Genomic DNA, 16,990 nt, shown 5'->3' with positions numbered 1-16,990 from the left:
TTTCTTTCGCGCCGGTGTCTTGGCGCGTGTTTCGACATAGATTAGACCGGAATGATGAAACAGCCAGCTTCATATCCCAAACGGGGCCGGGGCTTTGCCCGTGCCGCCACGCTGGTCCAGTCCCGCGTACGCCATGCCAGCGAAGAACGTGGCTTTGCCCAGACCCGACTGCTGACCCATTGGGCCGAGATCGTGGGCCAACAAGTGGCCGACATGGCTCGCCCGGTGAATGTGTCCTATGGCAAGGGCGGCATGGGTGCGACGCTGACGTTGCTGACCACCGGGTCGATGGCGCCGATGCTAGAGATGCAAAAGGAACAGATCCGCGACAAGGTGAACGCCTGCTATGGCTACCGCGCCATTTCCCGGTTGCGGATCACTCAGACCGCACCCACCGGCTTTGCCGATGGCCGCGTCGCGTTTCAGCACAAACCTGCAGCGCCCGCCGCACCAGACCCGGCCATCCGGGCCGAGGCGGCGAAAGTATCAAGGGACATCGCCAGCGATGATCTGCGCTCTGCGCTTGAGGCGCTGGCGACAAATGTTCTATCCAAACGCAAAACGTAAACCTTAGAGGTATTTCATGGATCGCAGACTTTTCATTGGCGGCGGTGCCGTCGCAGTGGGCCTTGGTGCCGCTTGGGTCGTTCAGAATGGCCGGGGCGCGGGTCAGCCGTCTGAACTGCTGGTGGGCATGGCAAACGCGCAAGAGGCGTCAGCGGATACATCCATGATCACCGACATGGTGCTGGGCGATGAAAACGCAGCAGTCGAAGTCATCGAATACGCCAGCTACACCTGCCCACATTGCGCGAGTTTCCACGCAGGGGCCTTCAAGCAGCTCAAGTCCGACTATATCGACACCGGCAAGATCAAATTCGTCTACCGTGAAGTCTATTTTGATCGTTTCGGCCTGTGGGCCTCGATGATTGCGCGTTGTGGTGGGGATACCAACCGGTTCTTCGGTATCTCGGACATGATCTATGAAAAGCAGCGCGAATGGACCGCCAGTGGCGACCCTGCGCAGATCGTTGAAGAGCTGAAGAAAATTGGCAAGATTGCCGGTCTTGATGACGCGACACTTGATGCCTGTATGCAGGACGCTGACATGGCGCAAAGCCTTGTGACCTGGTTCCAGGAAAACCAAGAGCGTGACGGGATCAATTCCACCCCGTCTTTCGTGATCGACGGCACCAAATACTCCAACATGTCCTATGCTGATTTCTCGGCACTGCTGGACGACAAGATCGCGGGCTGATGCAGCCCCTCGCGGGCCTCAAGGTCATTGAAATGGCACGTATTCTGGCTGGACCCTGGGCCGGTCAGACACTTGCTGATCTAGGGGCAGAGGTGGTCAAGGTCGAAGCCCCCGCAGGCGACGACACCCGCCAATGGGGCCCACCCTTCATCGGCGATGATGCGGCCTATTTTCATGGCTGTAACCGGGGCAAAGCCTCTGTCATTGTGGATTTTCGTAACGCAGAGGGGCAGGCGCAGATCCGCGAATTGGTGGCCGACGCTGACATCCTGATCGAGAATTTCAAGGTCGGAGGGCTTGCCAAATACGGGCTTGATTATGCCAATTTGTCAGAGCTGAACCCGCGTCTGATCTATTGTAGCATCACCGGGTTTGGGCAGGATGGCCCCTATGCCAACCGGGCGGGGTACGACTACATCATACAAGGCATGTCAGGCTTGATGTCGGTGACCGGCGACCCTGCTGGCCAGCCGCAAAAGGTGGGCGTTGCAGTCACTGATATTTTCACCGGCATGTATGCCAGCACCGCCATTCTGGCCGCCGTGCATCAGCGTCAGACGACGGGGCGCGGCCAGCATATCGATTTGGCGTTGCTTGATGTGGCGACCGCCGTGATGGCCAATCAGGCGATGAATTACCTCGCCACCGGTGACGCGCCCGCGATGCTGGGCAACGCGCACCCGAATATCGTGCCTTATCAAGTCTTTGACTGTGCGGACGGGCATATCATCATCGCATCGGGGAACGACGGGCAATTCGCCAAGCTGTGTGCCTTGCTGGGTTGCCCGGAGCTGTCCACCACGTACCCGACTAACGCGGATCGATTGGCGGACCGTGATGCGCTGACGGATGCTTTGACGGAACGCACGCGAACCATGACCAAGGCCGCTTTGCTGGCTGCTTGCGAAGATCACGGTGTCCCCGCCGGGCCGATCAACAACATGGCAGAGGTCTTTGACGACCCGCAGATCAAGGCACGGGGTTTGCAGGTGGAACTGGGTGGTATTCCAGGTGTGCGGTCACCGATCCGCATGTCGGATGGTGATACTGATCCGCGCGGCCCGGCCCCGATGTTGGGGCAGGATCAAGGTTTATTGGACGGTTAAGTATTTGGTTTTAGGCCTAGTTCAGTCAAACGGGTATCGAGCGGTGCCCAGTCTGCAAGCTGTAATCTGACGGGCAAGGTGAGTACCTTGGCGCGAAAGCTGTCGGGCAGGCGGACGGCGTCTTTTTCAGTTGTGACAAGCTGTGCCACGCGGGTTTTCGCCTCAAGCTCCAGCCGGGTCATCAGCGCTTCGGTCAAGGGCTGGTGATCGTCCAGCGCCTCACTGCGGACCACGTCCGCCCCCATCGCGCGCAAAGTTTGAAAGAACTTTTCAGGCCGTCCGATCCCGGCAAAAGCCAAAAGGCGCAAGTCGTGCCACGGCATGCCGGTGACAAGGGGCACCAACTCTCCGCGCAGGTCGTGGGGGGTATCGGGCCAAGCGGCGGCGAACCGGGATTGGTCGGCGTCTGATCCAATGGTCAGCAGCAGATCAGCGCGATCCAAGCCTGCCTGGACGGGCTCGCGAAGGGGACCGGCAGGAATGACGCGACCGTTGCCAAACCCTTGAAATGCATCGGCAATCACAATGCTCAGGTCCTTTTTCACCTTGGGGTTCTGATGGCCGTCATCCATGATGATTGCCTGCGCACCGGCCAGTTGTGCGGCGCGTGCCCCGGCGGCGCGGTCGCGGGCGACCCAAGTTGGCGCAAAGGCTGCCAGCAGCAGTGGTTCGTCCCCGACATCCGCCGCATCGTGGCGCCTCGGGTCGACCTGCACCGGACCCGTCAGGGTGCCGCCGTACCCGCGCGACACCATGTGGACGTCAATGCCCCAGCCGATCATTCGTTCGGCCAAAGCAATCGCGGTGGGGGTTTTGCCGGTGCCACCGGCATTGATGTTCCCGATGCAAATGACCGGGATATTCGCTTTGAATTCAGAAGGTTGAGCGACACGTCGCCGCGTTGCCGCCGCATATATCGCGGCAATTGGTGCCAGCATCCGCGCTTGCCAGCCGGGGCGATCGGGCGGGTGTGACCAAAAGCCGGGGGGCCGCATACCTAGCGCCCCACCGTATCAAGGCGGTCCTGGATCAGGCCAATCAACCGGTTGCTGATTTCTGCCCCGCTTGAGGTCACCTCCCAGCCGGCGACGGCCATTTCGGCGGCGCGATCTGCCGACAGCAGTTGTTCCACCGTCAGGCCAAGCTTTGCCGGATCGGCGATCCCAAGGCTGGCTCCTGCACGCAGCAGGCGGCGAAAGCGTTCCGCGTAAGGGTCTGTTTTCATGCCGTGAATCACGACAGAGCCAAGTGCCGCGGCTTCGAACGGGTCGTGTGCGGCGCCGCGGGTGAGGGTGCCAACGGCGAAACAGATGGGCGCGAGGCGCAGCCAGAGCCCGTCTTCGCCGTCGAGATCGGCGATGTAAATCTGGCTGGCCTCATCGGGTTCATCACCGCGCGACCTGAGCCCAACGAAATAGCCCATGTCACTGAAAGTGTTTGCAAAATCCGCGCCAAAAATCGGGCGCTCGGGAATCACGACCAGCAAAAGCCGATGCGATTTGCGGCTGGCGTGGCGGTGGGCGACGGCCAAAACCTCTGCGTCAGAGAGCTGCGCCGCGCGGACAAGCCAGACCGGTCTGTTCCGTAAAAACTGAGCAATTTCATGACGTTCCGCGTCACTGTGCGGCAGGATGCGGGCGGCTTGTTCGAGGGGGCCGATGGCGTGGACCTGCCCAGAGGGCACGCCCAGTTTGCGCAGGGTATCCGCCGCGCGCGCGTCAGAGGCGAAGGCAGAGGCCACGCCTGACAACGCAGGCCGGGCGCTGGCACGGAACCAGCCGCCGGTCATCTCTCGCAGGGTATCGGGGCGAGATTCCACTGCAATTACAGGAGTTTGCGTCGCATCGCAGGCTGAGAGGATCTGCGTATCAATTACCCCGCCGACCAGAATCACAAGCACCGGGCGGTGGGTGGCAAGGAACACGCGCAGGGCCCGCCCGCCCTTGGGATGCGACATCGCGGGGTCATTGCGCTGGGTCGTCACAATCCGCACAGCGTCGCCATCATGGTTAAGGCGTCGCGTCAGATCATCTATGGCGGGCAAACGGGAGCTGTCTTCGCAGCGGATCCAAACGACCGGATCACCCGCATTTTGCCCCCCGAATGCAGTCATTTCAAAGGCTTAAACGCCAAGCTCTTCGGTCGGTGAGGCGGCTGTTTCCTCGTCCCGCAGACGGTGAATATGCGCGATGAAGTAGCGCATATGCGCATCATCAACGGTGCGCTGCGCAGCCGACTTCCAAGCGTTGTAGGCGCTGGCGTAGTCAGGAAACATGCCAACGATATCAATGGCATCGACGTCCTTGAAGGCGTTTTGGGTCGGGTCGATCAGCTCTCCGCCGAAGACAAGGTGCAGGCGTTGGGTCATGGGCATATCCGTGAAATTGCGTGTTGGTGTAGCGACAACTTAAGCCGCCGGACGGGGATGCACAATCCATGCACATACCATGCACAAAGTGGGCGGATGGAGGTGTTAAGATGCATTAAGGGGCGTGAGTGTTCACCAAGAACAGGAGCGAACGGCTGTTTTGTTCATCATACACGCCACGCGCATTGACCAAGTGTTAGGGCGTTTTGCGCGGATCAGGTGTGCGGCTTGTTGTCCGGGTGAAATCTTCAGAATGAAGGCGCTGGCTACATCAGTTTGTGACGGGAACTTCTGCGGCCATGGGCGTGGGATCGGCAAATCAGTTGCGGATGCTGGTGAGATGTTTGCGCCAAGCCCGCAGCCTGATGGGGCCAGCGAGAAGGTAGGGCAAACCGCGCGCGCCCGTCGGGTTACGCCTTGGTGGCCAAGACGCTGTTACGTTCGACAAGTTTGGTTCCGATGAGGGAGTGGGTTGTGTCTGTTCGTCCTTCTATGCGTTCAAACAGCACCCGCATTGCAGAGCGCCCCAGCGCAAAGCCGTCCTGATGAACGCTTGCCAAGCCGATCTGCGGAAGGGCGGCGACGGCGGAATCGTCAAAGCCGATCAGAGACAGACTTTGCGGGACGTCGATGCCCATCGATTGTGCGGCACTGAGCAGTGCGATGCCGTCGATGTCTGACCAACAGAAAATGGCGCATGGCAATTGGAGAGTCTCGAGGAACCGTTCTGCCCAATCCGCCGCGCGTCGGGTTGGGTCGGGAAAACGGTGGACCTGAGCCTCTGCGACCCGCCCGCAGCGGTCCATTTCTTTCAGATATGATTGTTCCCGCTGGTAGAAGACGTTGGTCTTCCAATTGTCGTATTGGTTCAGCGACACCATGTGGATGCGCGCCAAACCCGTGGCGATCAGCCGTCTTGTCGCCTGGCTTGCGCCATCCGCGTCGTCAGAGTTCACGGTATCGAAATGCGCAGCATCGGGGTGGTGATAGGCGTGGCACACAACGGGGATCTGCTTGCCGTAGGCCTCGATCTGTTCGGTGGAGAGCCGCGGACCCATCAGGATCAGCCCGTCCATCTGTTGGTCGATCATCGAATCCACAAGCGCCTGTTCATTCGCGTTTTCGGCCCGGCCGACACCGATCATGATGCGGTACTTGTTTTCGTCGGCGGCCTCTCGCACGCCGTCGATCAGATCGGGCACAAAGGGGTTGCGCAGGTCGGAGACGAGTAGCCCAATTGTCCGCGACCGTCCCCGCAGAGCTCTTGCCGCCGTGTTCGGGCGGTAGCCGAGTTTCTTGATTGATCTCTCGACTTTTTCCCGCAGTGAGTCGCTGACGCCGTAGGCGTTTCGCAGCACCTTGGACACCGCAGAGACCGACACGCCCGAATCCTCGGCGACATTCTTGATTGTGATCCGGGGACTTTTCTTCATGCGAACCAATCTGTTGTACCGCACTTCTGTGGGACAGATCGTCATCATCCCACAATTTTCCGGCCCAAACAATGCTACCGCTTGCGCAATGAAGGGGTTCGTGTAACGTTATACGTGCAACGATACACAAATACGGAACGCGACACCGCCATGGATGGACAGGCAACGATAGATTCTTTGGGCATTTCGCGTCGCGAGAGTTGGTCTGCACAGATGATTTCCCCCGATTGTGACGCGGGGCAGGGCACGCAGGCGTGTTTTTTGGCCACCGAATTTGAAGCGGATCAGGCACCGGCGGGTGCGGTGCTGCATATCTCTGCGCAGGGGCTGTACCGGTGCTTTGTCAATGGAACGCGCGTCGGCGGTGATGTTCTGACCCCTGGGTGGGTTTGCTACGATACCCGGCTGCCATTTCAAAGCTACGACATTGGGGAGCTGTTGGTTGCGGGGACCAACACGATTGAGATCTGGCTTGGCGATGGTTGGCACAGGTCTCAATTGATGTGGGGCCGCGACCCGATTTTTGACTGTTGGGGTGCGCAGATCGGCGCGATTGCAGAGGTCGTGCAAGACGGCAAGGTCGTGGTCAAGACCGACGAAAGCTGGCGGAGCGGTCTGCTGCCAATCCTGCAATCGGGCATTTACCATGGTGAGGATTATGATGCGCGACTTGCGCAGATCGCACCAACCCATGCTGTTTCGCTTTGCGATTTCGACAACGGGTTGCTGACGGCCCAGGAGTGTCCTCCCGTCCGAGAGCTGCCACGCATACCCGTTGTCGAAACATTTAGCGATGACCAAGGACGCCGGGTTTATGATTTCGGTCAAAACACGGCAGGATATGTGGCGTTCACGGTAGAGGGTGAGGCTGGCGCACGGGTGCGGGTCGAACATGCCGAAGTCCTTGGGCCGAACAAGCATTTCGACAACCGGAATTACCGGTCTGCCCGGGCGGAGCTGCAATATGTTCTGGCTGGAAATGGCCCCGAACACTATGCACCCTCTTTCACCTTCCAAGGGTTTCGTTATGCGCGGGTGACTGTTGAGGGTCGGGCGGACGTAACCGAGATTTGCATGGTTCCGATTTCTTCGGTGCATGAGGCCAAGGGCAGCTTTTCCTGCGCTGAGCCGTTGGTCAATCGCCTTGTGGAAAATACCCTTTGGTCGCAGCGCGCCAATTTCATCGAAGTACCAACCGATTGTCCGCAGCGGGACGAGCGGCTGGGCTGGACCGGAGATGCGCAGGTGTTTTGCGGGACCGCCTGCTATTTTGCCGACAGCCATGCGTTCCTGCGCAAGTATCTGCGTGATGTCATGGCAGATCAGCGCCCCAACGGGGCGATTGCGCATTTCTCACCAGACCCGTCGCGGCTTCACCCCGGCGCATTCAGGGGCTATTTCGGGTCGACCGGGTGGGGGGACGCGATCACCATTATTCCTTGGACATTGTATGTCCACTATGGGGATCGCGCGGTTCTGGCTGAATGCTATGAGGCGATGAAACGCTGGTCGGGGTTTGTGTGGAACATCTCGGATGGGCCAATCGTGCGGCCACCGGTGGGTTGGCATGACGATGGCTTTACCTTTGGTGACTGGGTTCAGCCGGTGGGCGACAACCGCAAGCCGCGGCCAACCATTGGTGATGATTGTGCGGCTACGATCTATCATTTCATCACGACGGATTTGATTGCGAAAATCGCAAAGGTTTTGGGCCACGAAGACGATGCGGATGCGTATCGGCAGAGGGCCGAATTGATCCGTGCGTCTTTTGCTGAGGAGTTCATCACGCCGTCTGGACGGTTGGCCTATTCCGATCAGACATCTTATGCGCTGGCGTTTCTGCATGACCTGATCCCGTCGCAACACAGCGCCGCGGCAAAGCGATACTTCAAAGAGGCGGTTGCTATTTCCGAGGGCACAATCGGCACGGGCTTTATCGGCACGCCCGCGCTGTTGCCCGCGCTTGTCAAGATTGGTGAAAACGAATTGGCGGCGCAGCTGTTTCTGCAGACCGATGTGCCCGGCTGGCTGTATCAGGTCACGCAGGGTGCAACGTCGATCTGGGAACGGTGGGATGCAATGGCGCCTGACGGCAGCATCCATGATCCCGAAATGAACAGCTTTAACCATTATGCCTTTGGGGCGGTGTGCCAGTGGTTGTTTGAAAGCGTGGCTGGGTTTCAGCCCGATCCAGAAGCGCCCGGTTTTGCGCATATCCGATTTCAGCCGGTGATCATCCCAGAGTTGGGACATGTGCAGGCCCACCATGAAAGTGCAGCGGGCTGGGTCGCGGCGGAGTGGTCGATTGATGCGGGTGCGGTCACTTACGTCGTGACGATCCCTGAGGGTGCCACAGGAACCTTTGTAGGCACGTCAAACCAAACCGATCTGGTGGTTGATGGTGCGCCATTCAAAGCAGACGAAGAGGTGCCGCTGTCCGCAGGTCAACACACCCTGACGTTCAAACTGACAGATTGAATTCGAAGGCGTCGCAATAAGACGCAAACAACAAACGGAGGAGAAGAAAATGAAATATCGGAAAAGTCCCTTGCTGATTGGGACGCTTGCCGCCTCGATGGTCTCGACCGCGGCTGTCGCAGACACTGAACTTACATTTCTGCTGGACGTGGCCCCTGACACGATTGCAGTCTTCGAGGCGATCATCGAAGCCTTTGAAGAGGCGAATCCAGGTATCACGGTTGAAATTGAAACCCGTCCAAGCGGTGGCGAAGGCGACAACATGGTCAAGACCCGCCTTGCGACCGGCGAGATGACGGATGTGTTCCTGTATAACACCGGCTCGCTGTTTCAGGCGATCAACCCGGAAAACTTCCTCGTCCCGATTACCGGTCAGGATTATGCGGAGAACATCAACCAAAGCTTCCTGCAGACCGTGACTGCGGGCGACGATATTTTTGGGGTTCCGACCTCGACCGCGATGGGGGGTGGCATTTTCTATAACGTGCCGATCTACGAAAAGCTTGGCCTTGAAGTACCTACAACCTGGGCTGAATTCATGGCCAACAATCAGGCCATCAAGGACGCAGGCATGGTGGCCGTCGCGCAGACCTATCGTGATACGTGGACGTCACAGCTGTTCGTTTTGTCTGACTACTACAACGTGCAAGCCGCTGTGCCCGACTTTGCCGAAAGCTACACCCAGAACGAAGCCAAGTTTGCGACGACCCCCGCAGCCCTGCGCGGTTTTGAAAAGCTGCAAGAGGTGTTTGACGGTGGCTTTCTGAACGAAGATTTCGGCGCTGCGAATTTTGACGCGGGCCTGCGCATGGTCGCAACCGGCGAGGCTGCGCATTATCCGATGCTGACCTTTGCGGTGGGGGCCATCAAGGCAACATATCCCGAGCATATTGACGACATCGGCTTTTTTGCCCAGCCCGGTGATGACGCCGACAACAATGGTCTGACCGTCTGGATGCCTTCGGGCCTTTATATCCCGAAGACGTCCGAGCACATTGAAGAGGCCCACAAGTTCCTTGGTTTCGTGGCAAGTGTTGAAAGCTGCGACATCCAGAACGCAACAGTTGGCGCGCAAGGGCCGTATCTGATTGATGGGTGCACCCTTCCCGAGGACGTGCCGGGGGCCGTTGCGGATCTGTTGCCCTACTTCCAAGAGGGTGGCAACACCGCCCCTGCGCTGGAATTCCTGTCGCCGATCAAAGGTCCGGCGCTGGAGCAGATCACCGTCGAAGTTGGATCCGGCATTCGCCCTGCTGCTGATGGTGCCGCGCTTTATGACAACGACGTCAAGAAACAAGCGCAACAACTTGGGTTGCCGAACTGGTAAGCATATTCAACGCTGCTGTATCACTGCCCGGTCTTAGGTGACCGGGCAGTGATGGCATAATCGGAGCCCAAGTTGTGATGACACCCGCAAGACAAACGGCCCGCAAGAAGCGGTCGCCCTATCCGGCATGGTTCTTTCTGCCTGCGGGCGTGATCTATGGGGTGTTGTTCCTGGTTCCCACGTTCGCGTCTGTCTATTTCAGCCTGACCCGTTGGAACCTGTTTAACTCGACGTTTATCGGTCTTGATAACTTTGTGTCGTTCTTTCAGGAGCCCTTTCTGGTCAAGGGTCTGATCAACACGATCATCTTTGCTGTGCTGACGGCCGTTCTGAAGTGCATCATTGGCCTGGGCCTTGGCATTCTGCTGACATCGAACATCTGGATGCGTGGCCTGCTGCGCACCATCGCCTTTTTTCCCGTCCTCGTCTCGGTAATCGGGATCGGGATTACATTCACAATCATGATGCATCCGACCCAAGGCATCATCAATGTTGCGCTGGAAGTGATCGGGATAGATGGGCCGGGTTGGCTGACGACGCCGTCGCTGGCGCTGTATTCTGTGGCCTTTGTCGAGGTCTGGCGCGGTGTGGGGCTTGCCAGCGTCATTTTCATCGCGGGGCTGGTGTCGATCCCACGGGACTACTATGAGGCCGCGCGCATTGATGGGGCCACCAAGTGGCAGCAATTCTGGCGCATCACACTGCCGCTGGTACGTCCCGCAACTGCCACGGTGATGATCCTTTCGGTTGTCTACGGGCTGCGGTCGTTTGAGCTGATCTGGACGATGACAAAGGGCGGGCCGGGGTTCTCTTCGGATGTGATCGCTTCGGTCATTTACAAGCAGTATCAGGCCGGATTCTATGGGTTGTCGACGGCGGGTAATGTGATCCTGTTCGTTCTCATCACGGTGCTGGTCATGCCCTTGGTATCTTACTTCAACCGGCGGGAGCTTGACCTATGAAATCGCTTCGCCCTGCCTTGCTTGGCATTTCGACGTTACTGGTTTTTGGCGTCGTCTTTGTGATCCCGTTCTGGTTCATCGCGTTGCAGGCCGTGAAAGATCGGCAGGAATCGTCCTTGCTTGATTTTTCGTGGCCGTCGCAGACCTATTTCATTCAGAACTTGATCGAGGTCGTGCAAGCCCGCGACTACCAGTTGTTGTTGGCCTATTTCAATTCGACGGTCATCACCGTGGGTGCGGTGACGGGGTTGGTGATCTTTTCCGCGATGGTCGGCTATGTCCTGCAGCGACGACCGGGCAAGTGGAACAAATGGGTCAATTTTGCCGTCCTTGCCGGGCTGATGATGCCCCCGGCTGTGGTTCCCACCATTTGGCTGCTGCAACAGATCGGGCTGTTCAAGACTATTCACGGCATGATCCTGATCGAGATCGCCTATAATCTGTCCTTTTCGATCCTGCTGTACCGGGCGTTTGTTGCGACGGTCCCGCGTGATCTGGACGAAGCCGCACGGATTGATGGCGCATCGCCGCTGCAACTGTTCTTCAAGGTGATCTTGCCGCTGCTGAAACCGGTGACCGTGACCAATATCGTGGTGCAGTCGATTGCCATTTTCAACGATTTCACAAACCCGCTGTACTACCTGCCGGGCAAGGACAACGTCACCGTGCAGCTGACGCTTTACAATTTCCAGAGCCAGTTCGCGACGCAATACCACCTACTGTTCATGAACATCCTTTTGGTGACGATCCCACCGCTGATCGTGTTCATCTTCTTCAACAAGCAAATCGTCGAAGGCATGACCGCCGGCGCAGTGAAAGGTTAGGGACGCGATGTCGGGTCTTACACTTCAAAACGTGACCAAATCCTATGGCGCGGTCGAGGTTATCAAGGGGGTCGACCTTGAGGTCTCGGAGGGTGAATTCGTCGTGTTTGTTGGCCCTTCGGGCTGCGGAAAATCGACGCTTTTGCGGATGATTGCGGGGTTGGAGGACTGCACCAGCGGTCAGGTCGAGATTGGCGGAAAAGACGTTACCGATGCCGAACCGTCGGAACGCGGCATTGCGATGGTGTTCCAGTCTTACGCGCTTTATCCGCATATGTCGGTGCGGGAAAACATCGGGTTTGGCCTGAGCCTGAACCGGACCCCGAAGTCAGAGATAAAGGCGCGTGTTGAGGAAACAGCCCGTATTCTGCAGCTCGAGGATTATCTGGATCGAAAGCCGAAGGCCTTGTCTGGCGGGCAGCGCCAGCGCGTGGCCATCGGCAGGGCGATTGTGCGCAATCCCAAGGTGTTTCTATTTGACGAACCGCTGTCCAATCTGGACGCGGCCCTGCGAGCCAACATGCGGCTTGAGCTGACGGACCTGCATGCCCGCCTCAAATCCACAATGGTCTACGTCACCCACGATCAGGTTGAAGCGATGACAATGGCCGACAAGATCGTCATCCTGAAAGACGGAAAGATCGAGCAGGTCGGAAGCCCGATGGATCTATACGAATCCCCCGCGACGCCATTTGTCGCAGGCTTCATCGGCTCACCGCAGATGAACCTGTTTGAGGGGCATGAAACGCTTGGCGGACCGGGGAAGACATACGGCATCCGGCCTGAGCATATTGATGTCTCGACCACGGACGGGAAGTGGCAAGGCACGATCCGCCATATCGAGCGTCTGGGCGCCAATACCATCCTGCATCTGGATGTGCCCGGATTGGGGACTGTGACGATTGTCTGTGACGGAGGCTTGCGCTTTGCGATTGGCCAAGAGCTTTGGGCGACGCCACAGCAAGAAAAAGAGCATTGGTTTCAAAGCTCGCATTGAACCGTCTTTTCGTGCTGGACTTCTGCCAATGTGAGCGCACTGAATGCGCCCAACGCGGCCGCGCTGCCCCTCGTCTTTGAGCATCCGCAAAAGGTGGTGTCTGCTGACGCAAAGCGAGGTCGCCCGGATCAAGGCTGATCCAAGTAATGCAAATGCGACAAACGAGACGAAAGAGAGAGTGCAAATGACACAGATCAAGACACGCAAACTGGGGGGCGAAGGCTTTGACGTGAGTGAAGTCGGCCTTGGGTGCTGGCAGATCGGTGGGGATTGGGGCGACACGTCGGACGCCACGAGCCAGGAGATCCTGCAGGCTGCACATGCCGCGGGTGTGACGTTCTTTGATACTGCGGACGTCTATGGCGGCGGTCAAAGTGAGCGGGCCTTGGGGCAGTTCCTGCGCAATCTGCCAGATCCCGACCGCCCGAAAGTGGCCACCAAGTTTGGCAGGGGCGGTGGCGTTTTTCCTGATGGATACACCAAGGACGCGATGCGCGAAGGGGTGGAAAGCTCGCTTGAACGCCTTGGCCTTAGCAAGCTTGATCTGGTGCAATTGCATTGCATTCCGACGGATGTCCTGCGGCAAGGCGATGTGTTTGATTGGTTGCGAGACCTTCAATCTGAAGGCCTGGTTGCACACTTTGGGGCAAGTGTTGAAACCATCGAAGAGGGCCTGATTGCCATTCAGCAGGACGGGCTGTTGTCGCTTCAAGTGATCTTCAATGCCTTTCGTCAACGGCTGGTGCAAGAGCTGCTACCGCAGGCCGAGGCAAAGGGTGTGGGCATTATCGCGCGGCTGCCGCTGGCAAGTGGGGTTCTGTCAGGCAAATTCACCAAGGACACGACGTTCCCGGAGAACGATCACCGCAACTACAATCGCGATGGCGCAGCCTTTAACGTCGGAGAGACATTTGCGGGCATCCCGTTTGAAAAGGCTGTGGAACTTGTTGATGGTCTGAAGGGCGATCTTCCGCAGGGCCTGACCATGGCGGAGGTGGCGAACCGCTGGATTCTGGATCATCGGGCCGTCAGCACGATTATTCCGGGGGCGTCACATCCTGCGCAAATTCAGCGGAATGCGGCGGTGTCTGCGCTTGCCCCTCTTGATCCGGCCTATACGGCGGCGTTGCGTGACTACTATGACGCCAACGTCGCGCCGCATATTCGCGGGCCGTACTAGCGCCGGGGGCGAAAGAGACCCAAAACGGACCCGCAACGCAGGTTTGGCGATCGGATCATCTGTTGGTCAGGTCGCGCTTGCGTGGCGGGGCAGCGGTGCCGCCCCGCCTGCCGGATCAGAACCCGGCTTTGATGTTTTCGAATTCGTTGACCATGCCTTCGCGGACGCGCACATCCATCGGAGCCTGTGCCAGGATCGGGGTTTCGGTGGCACCCAGGCCGACACCTTCCAGCGCTTCGGTCCCGAGCGCGTCAACGGCGGTCTGGTTGCCGTGGCCGTAGCCCCATTCGTTGACGATGTATTCAGCCGAATCCGGTTCCATCCATGCATTCAGGAAGTCGTACATTTTCTGTTCGTCGTTGGGCCCGTCCACAAGGTTCACGTAGCCGCAGAACCAGGATGATGATCCTTCAACGGTGTTGCGGTTGACGGCAACGGGGTGACCTTCGGCCAGCAGGGTGGTGGGCACTTCGTTCCACGCCCATGCAACGGTGACTTCGCCCGAGGCCATGAGCTGCTGAAGTTCAGCGCCATCGGCCCAATAGGTCCGCACGTTCTGATGGGCCTTGCGCAGCCAGTCAGAGGCGGCGGCGACCTGTTCGGGGGTCACTTCGGTCCAGTCGGTGACGCCAGTGGCTAGGAAAGCCAGCGCATAGACATCATCAACATTGTCGGGCAACGAAGTGCGACCGGCAAAGGCGGGGTCAAGGAAGACCTGCAGCGAGGTCATGTCAGCGGCGTCCACCATGTCAGAGCGGTAGGTCAGCGCGGTGGTGCCCCAGTCCATCGGGAGCATGTAGTATTCGCCGTCGTGGACAAAGCTTTCCTTGACCGCGTTGACGTCATCCCAGCGGTCGATCCGGGATGTATCCAGTGGTTCGATCAGCCCGGCAAGCCGCCACTTTTCCACCGACTGAGAGCAGGGGTGGGACACATCGGCCTTGAAACCAGAGCGGAGTTTCTGGAAGGCTTCGTCTTCGTCACCGAAGAAGGAATAAGAGGGCACATCGCCGTGCGTCTCAATATAAGCGCCGATAAAGCCGGGGTCTTCGTAGCCGGACCAGTCGAGCACGATCAGGCCGGGATCTTGCGCCAGCGCTGTCAGCGGGGCGGCGATGGCGATGGCCGCGCAGGTGCCTTTCAAAAGGTGTTTCATCAGGTTCTCCTTGTTGAGTGGTTTTGTTCAGGTGTCATTGAGCAGGAGCAGCGCGTCGCGCGTCCATTGGATGCGGGCCGGTTCGCCGGTTTTCAGGATACGGCGGCCAGAGGTGTTGCGCATGGACAGCCAGATCGGCTGATCGAGACCCGAGAGCGTGATATCGTAGTAGGTCATATCACCGCGATAGGTCACTTCTGCGATGGTGCCTGACAGCACGTCGCCCTGTGCGGGCTGGTCGTCATAAAGCAGGGTCATCTGTTCGGGGCGGATGCCGGCGGTCAGCGGGCCGGTGGGCACGGCAGAGGCGGGGAAGGCGCAGGGGCCAAAGCCTGCGACATCAACGGTGGCGGTGTCGCCGTCCTGCGCGGTCAGTTTGGCGGGAAGCAGGTTCATCATGCCGAAGAATTCTGCAACGAACCGGCGTTCAGGTTTCTGGTAAAGTTGTTGAGGGGTCGAGATCTGCTGTATCTCGCCTTCGTGCAGCACGGCGACGCGGTCAGACATGGTGAGTGCTTCGTCTTGGTCGTGGGTGACCATGATGAAGGTGATGCCCAGATCGCGTTGCAGGCGGCGCAACTCGGATTGCATGTCTTCGCGCAACTTGCGGTCAAGCGCAGAGAGCGGTTCATCCAAAAGCAGCACTTTGGGTTTCAGGATCAGGGCGCGGGCAAGTGCCACGCGCTGGCGTTGGCCGCCGGACAACTGGTGTGCGGCGCGTTCGCCGTAGCCTGACAAGCCAACCTTTTCGAGCGCCTCGCCCACCTTGGCGGGCCATTCGGTTTTCGGCACTTTTTGCGCGCGCAGCCCGTAGGCCACGTTCTGCGAAATCGTCAGGTGCGGGAAGATCGCGTAGCTTTGGAACACCATATTGGTGGGGCGCTTGTCGGGGGATCGGCCCTGCATATCGACGCCGTCGATAGTCAGGGTGCCGGATTTGAAATCCTCAAACCCGGCGATCACCCGCAGAAGCGTGGTCTTGCCACAGCCCGAGGGGCCGAGCAGCGAAAAGAATTCGCCTGCGCCGATGGAACAGCTGACATCCCGCAAGGCGTGGAAGGTGCCGTAGTACTTTTCGATGTGGGCGATGTCGATCATGTGGCGGTTTCCAGAAATGAAGCGCCTGTCTTGCGCGCGCCGCGGCGACGGAAAAATTCCGACAGGCTAAGCAGCAGAACCGAGAGCACCAGAAGGATGGTGCCCAGCGCCATGACAGAGGGGATTTTCTGCGGGAAACGCAGTTGCGACCAGATGTAGACTGGCAGTGTGGGTTCGGTGCCGGACAAAAAGAATGCGATCACAAACTCATCCAGAGAGATGATGAAGGCGATCAGCAAGCTGGAAATCACGCTTGGCATCAACAGCGGCAAGGTCACCAGAAAGAAGGTGTTGATCCGCGACTGTCCCAGATCAAGCGAGGCCTCTTCCAGGCTGGGGTCAAGCTGTTGGAAGGACGCGCGCAGGATCGCGATGCAAAAAGGGGTGCAGATCAGCACATGGCCCAGGATGATCGTCCAGATCGAAAGGGGCAGGCCCAATTGCAAGATGACCACCAAAAGCGAGACGCCAACGATGATTTCGGGCAGCACCATCGGCACCATGATCAGCCCCATTGCCGCACCCTGACCGCGAAACCGGTAGGCGGTTGAGGCGCGCGAGGCGAACATCGCAAGGCAGGTCGAGACGACCGCCACAACGCTTGCGATCAGGAGCGAATTGAAGGCCGCGTCCTTGAGCGCCTGCGTGTTCCACAGCTCGACGAACCACTGATAGGTGAAGCCACCCAGCGGGAAGGCGACGATGCTGCTGTCGTTGAACGCAAAGATCGGCAGAAGGAACGTGGGGCCATAAAGCACGATGAAGAAAAGCACGACAAAGGCGGTGAAGAGGATGCGCATGGT

At 58.6% G+C, this 16,990-nt stretch carries 16 protein-coding genes; 9 read left to right on the top strand and 7 right to left on the bottom strand.

Annotated elements, in window-relative coordinates:
- The first annotated feature begins 54 nt into the window (after nucleotides 1-54).
- From AB3Y40_RS19225 to AB3Y40_RS19215, 3 genes are read left to right on the top strand one after another with little or no spacing between them, the layout of a single operon-like run.
- Entirely contained in the window at nucleotides 55-567 is a 513-nt protein-coding gene (locus AB3Y40_RS19225; protein WP_459554012.1) for a DUF721 domain-containing protein, read from the top strand.
- Nucleotides 568-583: 16 nt separating this feature from the next.
- The gene (locus AB3Y40_RS19220) at nucleotides 584-1,258 is read left to right on the top strand and encodes a DsbA family protein (protein ID WP_369440510.1); all 675 of its coding nucleotides are present in this window, start codon (nucleotides 584-586) and stop codon (nucleotides 1,256-1,258) included.
- Nucleotides 1,255-2,364, top strand: a complete 1,110-nt coding sequence (locus AB3Y40_RS19215; protein WP_369440590.1) for a CaiB/BaiF CoA transferase family protein — start codon at nucleotides 1,255-1,257, stop codon at nucleotides 2,362-2,364. The genes AB3Y40_RS19220 and AB3Y40_RS19215 overlap by 4 nt, the downstream gene beginning before the upstream one ends.
- On the opposite strand, the gene lpxK is transcribed toward AB3Y40_RS19215, so the two are convergent.
- The 4 genes from lpxK to AB3Y40_RS19195 all read right to left on the bottom strand — a co-directional run bounded on the left by lpxK (nucleotide 2,361) and on the right by AB3Y40_RS19195 (nucleotide 6,165).
- The gene (gene lpxK, locus AB3Y40_RS19210) at nucleotides 2,361-3,359 is read right to left on the bottom strand and encodes a tetraacyldisaccharide 4'-kinase (RefSeq protein WP_369440509.1); all 999 of its coding nucleotides are present in this window, start codon (nucleotides 3,357-3,359) and stop codon (nucleotides 2,361-2,363) included. The two genes, AB3Y40_RS19215 and lpxK, sit on opposite strands and share 4 nt — an antisense overlap.
- A gap of 2 nt (nucleotides 3,360-3,361) precedes the next feature.
- Nucleotides 3,362-4,477: a 3-deoxy-D-manno-octulosonic acid transferase gene (locus AB3Y40_RS19205; RefSeq protein ID WP_369440508.1), complete on the bottom strand. Its 1,116-nt coding sequence runs from the start codon at nucleotides 4,475-4,477 to the stop codon at nucleotides 3,362-3,364.
- 9 nt (nucleotides 4,478-4,486) lie between these two features.
- A complete protein-coding gene (locus AB3Y40_RS19200; RefSeq protein ID WP_369440507.1) occupies nucleotides 4,487-4,732 on the bottom strand; it encodes a DUF4170 domain-containing protein in 246 nt (81 codons plus the stop codon).
- A gap of 410 nt (nucleotides 4,733-5,142) precedes the next feature.
- Entirely contained in the window at nucleotides 5,143-6,165 is a 1,023-nt protein-coding gene (locus AB3Y40_RS19195; RefSeq protein ID WP_369440506.1) for a LacI family DNA-binding transcriptional regulator, read from the bottom strand.
- Nucleotides 6,166-6,426: 261 nt separating this feature from the next.
- Between AB3Y40_RS19195 and AB3Y40_RS19190 the strand changes: the two genes are divergently transcribed.
- The 6 genes from AB3Y40_RS19190 (at nucleotide 6,427) to AB3Y40_RS19165 (ending at nucleotide 13,933) form a co-directional block, all read left to right on the top strand.
- A complete protein-coding gene (locus AB3Y40_RS19190; RefSeq protein ID WP_369440505.1) occupies nucleotides 6,427-8,643 on the top strand; it encodes an alpha-L-rhamnosidase in 2,217 nt (738 codons plus the stop codon).
- A 49-nt stretch (nucleotides 8,644-8,692) separates the two neighbouring features.
- Nucleotides 8,693-9,970: an ABC transporter substrate-binding protein gene (locus tag AB3Y40_RS19185; RefSeq protein ID WP_369440504.1), complete on the top strand. Its 1,278-nt coding sequence runs from the start codon at nucleotides 8,693-8,695 to the stop codon at nucleotides 9,968-9,970.
- 77 nt (nucleotides 9,971-10,047) lie between these two features.
- Entirely contained in the window at nucleotides 10,048-10,932 is an 885-nt protein-coding gene (locus tag AB3Y40_RS19180; RefSeq protein WP_369440503.1) for a carbohydrate ABC transporter permease, read from the top strand.
- On the top strand, nucleotides 10,929-11,756 hold the full coding sequence (locus AB3Y40_RS19175; RefSeq protein WP_369440502.1) for a carbohydrate ABC transporter permease: 828 nt from the start codon (nucleotides 10,929-10,931) through the stop codon (nucleotides 11,754-11,756). The genes AB3Y40_RS19180 and AB3Y40_RS19175 overlap by 4 nt, the downstream gene beginning before the upstream one ends.
- Before the next feature lie 7 nt (nucleotides 11,757-11,763).
- Nucleotides 11,764-12,753: an ABC transporter ATP-binding protein gene (locus AB3Y40_RS19170; RefSeq protein WP_369440501.1), complete on the top strand. Its 990-nt coding sequence runs from the start codon at nucleotides 11,764-11,766 to the stop codon at nucleotides 12,751-12,753.
- A gap of 184 nt (nucleotides 12,754-12,937) precedes the next feature.
- Nucleotides 12,938-13,933 carry an aldo/keto reductase gene (locus AB3Y40_RS19165; RefSeq protein ID WP_369440500.1) on the top strand — a complete coding sequence of 332 codons (996 nt, stop codon included), beginning with the start codon at nucleotides 12,938-12,940 and terminating at the stop codon, nucleotides 13,931-13,933.
- A gap of 115 nt (nucleotides 13,934-14,048) precedes the next feature.
- Here the strand turns inward: AB3Y40_RS19165 and AB3Y40_RS19160 are convergent, their stop codons facing one another.
- Genes AB3Y40_RS19160 through AB3Y40_RS19150 form a run of 3 tightly spaced genes read right to left on the bottom strand, consistent with a single transcriptional unit; the run spans nucleotide 14,049 to nucleotide 16,987 of the window.
- Nucleotides 14,049-15,089, bottom strand: a complete 1,041-nt coding sequence (locus tag AB3Y40_RS19160) for an extracellular solute-binding protein (RefSeq protein WP_369440499.1) — start codon at nucleotides 15,087-15,089, stop codon at nucleotides 14,049-14,051.
- Nucleotides 15,090-15,116: 27 nt separating this feature from the next.
- Nucleotides 15,117-16,187 carry an ABC transporter ATP-binding protein gene (locus tag AB3Y40_RS19155; protein WP_369440498.1) on the bottom strand — a complete coding sequence of 357 codons (1,071 nt, stop codon included), beginning with the start codon at nucleotides 16,185-16,187 and terminating at the stop codon, nucleotides 15,117-15,119.
- The gene (locus AB3Y40_RS19150; protein WP_369440497.1) at nucleotides 16,184-16,987 is read right to left on the bottom strand and encodes an ABC transporter permease; all 804 of its coding nucleotides are present in this window, start codon (nucleotides 16,985-16,987) and stop codon (nucleotides 16,184-16,186) included. Before AB3Y40_RS19150 ends, AB3Y40_RS19155 begins: the two co-directional genes overlap by 4 nt.
- Between the last annotated feature and the right edge of the window lie 3 nt (nucleotides 16,988-16,990).

The organism is Yoonia sp. R2331, assembly GCF_041103235.1.
In the GTDB taxonomy this organism is placed as follows: domain Bacteria; phylum Pseudomonadota; class Alphaproteobacteria; order Rhodobacterales; family Rhodobacteraceae; genus CANMYO01.
Note: the sequence above shows the minus strand (reverse complement) of the source record. Positions and strands in the feature narration are given on the sequence as shown.